The sequence below is a fragment of the Chlorogloea sp. CCALA 695 genome (assembly GCF_003003885.1).
Lineage (GTDB): Bacteria > Cyanobacteriota > Cyanobacteriia > Cyanobacteriales > Chroococcidiopsidaceae > Aliterella.
The window spans coordinates 1-3,296 of record NZ_PVWN01000133.1; the positions used below are offsets into that span (position 1 = coordinate 1).

The following is a 3,296-nucleotide window of genomic DNA, read 5'->3' on the forward strand; positions in this document are numbered from 1 at the left end:
GACTAACGAGCGCATTGAAATTCCAGTTATCAATGAACGACAAAAACAGACTTACTATGGCGCACTTAACCTCTATACTCAAAGGTTTTTAGTTAAAGCTTATGACAAGGGAGATTCCCAGTCTACTATTGCTTTTCTCCAGTATCTGCGCTCACAATGTCCCCACCGTATTGCGCTGATTTGGGATGGAGCCACTTATCACCGCTCTGGCGAGGTCAGAACATATTTAGCATCGGTCAATCAACAGTTAAATGAGTTGGATTGGCAGATCACTTGCATTCGCTTTGCCCCAAATGCTCCTGCACAAAATCCTGCCCTTAGATGTTTGGTTACACGCAAAGAGGTTCATCCGAGAGTCCTATCATCTGTGTAAATCTTTCTTTGCCGTGAAGCGATTGTTTGAGTTAATCACTCACCATCAAATTTTTGATTTTCAAAAGGTATTCATGTATGGTGCATTTTCATGAGCCATTTAGGATTGCTATAGTATGGGTTCTGATGTTTGCTCAATTTCTTGAATTAATAACGATTTTGTATCCATTGTCAGTTCACCGTGATTGATTTAATGTTTGTGTTTTAAGTTGAGTATCAGAGTTTGTAAATCACTTTGACAATTCCATTTATTACTTAACTTTAAGAATTTTATTGAGAGGCTACTTAGAAAAAGGAAGTTAGGATATTGCTCAACAATCATTTATCAACCTCGCAAAAGTGATTTTTTATAATTTATTTGTACTTAAAGTTAAGAGCAGTTTTCTTTGCACTGACCTGTTTGCGTTTCATACTTTCTTGCAGCTTCCAGACCGCCACAGCGAATTAGACGTTCTATAACTTCAGAACGGCTAGTTTTTAATTCCTCAGCAATTTTGTCTAATTGCTCAGATGCCCAATCAGTAATCATGAATTGTTTCGGTTTCTTTGTCTCACCGTAAGCACCTGGTTCAGCCCGTTCTGGTCTACTCATTATTAATATCAACATATCACTACCTCCATAGATTAACTGTTTCAATGATATCATTATATCATGATATCGATATGCTGACATCATGATATATCAGGCAAGTTATGGATCGAGAAAGCAAACCGCCTCACTGAGAACAAAAAATAAAGCGTTGCACTTTCATTGACTGATTCACAAACTCAAACAGAGAAATAAGGTTGCCGTTGGCTAGACAACAAGTGGAACTGGAAGCGAGGCACTGCCTGCACCCGCCAGACGAGAGAAGAAACCAGGTAGCCCGGTAGGGATGGCTGATAGGGGATGCCCTGGTGGATTGATTAAAGCCTAGCTGAACGCAACAAAAAGCCCCAGCAGCGACTAACTGACTGGGGCGACGCAAAAAATATTTAAGGACATTCTAATAACTATTTTTACTAAGGCTGCGTGGTTGGTCCAATCGTAAATTCGTTCACGTTTGTGTCTTCTGGCTGGTCAATCGCAAACGCTACAACATTGGCTACTCGATCTGGCGAGATGCCATATTGCTCATACAACTGAGTCGTTTTTTCAGCCACATCTTGACTGGTAATCTGATCTAATAGCTCAGTGTTAATTGCAGCAGGATAAATTGTCGCAGTAGGAATGTTAGTCCCATCAAGAGCCGACTCCATGCGTAGAACTTCCATGAAATCGCGCCCGAACCATTTCGTCCCACCATACACTGCACCACCTGGATAAGCTTTTAATCCAGCAACCGATGAAGTTGCGATCGCATGCCCTGACTTTTGGCTAATAAACGTTGGCAACACAGCAGCGATACCATTTAGTACACCCTTGATATTGACATCAAATGTTTGGTTCCATTCATCAGTTTTCAATGCAGAAAGTGGAGAGTTTGGCATTATGCCAGCGTTCAAGAAAATAACATCGATGCCTCCAAACGTTTCCTTAGCAAGCTTGACGATCTGGGCGTTATCAGATGGGTTAACCACATCCATCACTTGATAGACTGCTTGTCCGCCAGCGCTTTGAATTTCATCAACCTGTTGTCTCAATTTGTGTTCGCGTCGCGCGCCCAATACGACTTTAGCGCCTTTGCTTGCAAGCAATTTTGCACTTGCTTCACCAATCCCTGATGATGCGCCAGTAATAATTACAACTTTATCTTTAATCATCTTATTCCTCTTTTTGTTGAGTAACTACTGAGTTTTGCAAGAGCGGACTTGCCAATTAGCGGCTAAAAGCACGTCGATGGTTCGATATGGCATCAGCAAAGACTTTTCTGTAATACTGCAAAGATTGAAAAAACAATTTAACTTGCTTTCGCCATGTCCTATGTAAAAGTCTGCCCGAAAGGTCTGGATTAAAAATTATTGTCTCAGTACACCATTTGCTCCTACTCTCTCCAGTTCTGCCAAGTCATGTTCTTCTGCTCCAACCATCACTGCACCGTTTGACCGCCATCGATGACTAGGACGTGTCCGACGACGAAAGCAGCCGCGTCCGAACACAACCAGACGACGGCATTAGCGATCTCTTCGGGCTGACCCATCCTGCCAATTGGCTCCTGGGCGATTACCTGTTCGCGTCCTTGGGCAGTGCCGCCAGTGAAGCGATTCATCATCGGTGTGTCAATGTAACCAGGGGCAACGGCGTTGACGCGGATGTTCTGCGCGGCGTAATCGAGAGCCGCCGACTTGGTGAGTCCGATCACGCCGTGTTTTGCGGCGGTGTATGCCGCTCCGCCCTTAATGCCTATGACCCCAGCACCGGATGATGTGTTCACGATTGCGCCACCGCCTTGCTTGAGTAGCAGGGGGATTTCATACTTCATGCACAGAAAAACGCCGCGCAGGTCGATGTTGACGATTCGATCCCACTCTTGCTCTTCAATTTGGGCTGTTGCTGTATTCTTCTGTTTTACACCAGCGTTGTTAAAGGCAAAGTCCAGCCGCCCGAACGCTTCGATGGTCTTGTCTAGAGCCGCCTTCACGTCTTCGGGTCGTGTCACGTCGCACTTGACGGCGATCGCTCGTCCGCCGATATCTTCAATCAGGCGCGCCGTTTCTTGATTGCCCTGTTCTAAAACGTCGGCGATCGCCACACTAGCGCCCTCACGAGCAAACGCCAGCGCCGTAGCTCGACCGATGCCGTTCGCTGCTCCGGTTACAAATGCAACCTTTCCTGTGTAATTTCTGTTCTCGTTCGTTGTCATTTTTTACTCCTTGCGTTGCTAATTGGGGAAGTTTTTATCGAGATTTATACGATTTATTACTGAGTAACCCTTTTCTGTCATTTTCCGGATATAATAAGTAAAAGAATCAAGAGATAAAAGGCTAAGAGGTAAGCAGAGCAA

Annotated in this window: 4 protein-coding genes; 1 reads left to right on the forward strand and 3 read right to left on the reverse strand. The window is 44.5% G+C overall.

The window, feature by feature from the left end:
- Nucleotides 1-373 (forward strand): transposase (locus C7B70_RS25305; protein WP_199192571.1); only part of this gene is annotated, 373 nt, incomplete at its 5' end.
- A gap of 369 nt (nt 374-742) precedes the next feature.
- On the opposite strand, the gene C7B70_RS27450 is transcribed toward C7B70_RS25305, so the two are convergent.
- From C7B70_RS27450 to C7B70_RS25320, 3 genes are all read right to left on the reverse strand, one after another.
- Entirely contained in the window at nt 743-979 is a 237-nt protein-coding gene (locus tag C7B70_RS27450) for a ribbon-helix-helix protein, CopG family (protein ID WP_199192572.1), read from the reverse strand.
- 395 nt (nt 980-1,374) lie between these two features.
- Nucleotides 1,375-2,115, reverse strand: a complete 741-nt coding sequence (locus tag C7B70_RS25315; RefSeq protein WP_106371631.1) for an SDR family oxidoreductase — start codon at nt 2,113-2,115, stop codon at nt 1,375-1,377.
- A 266-nt stretch (nt 2,116-2,381) separates the two neighbouring features.
- The gene (locus C7B70_RS25320) at nt 2,382-3,155 is read right to left on the reverse strand and encodes an SDR family oxidoreductase (RefSeq protein ID WP_106371632.1); all 774 of its coding nucleotides are present in this window, start codon (nt 3,153-3,155) and stop codon (nt 2,382-2,384) included.
- Between the last annotated feature and the right edge of the window lie 141 nt (nt 3,156-3,296).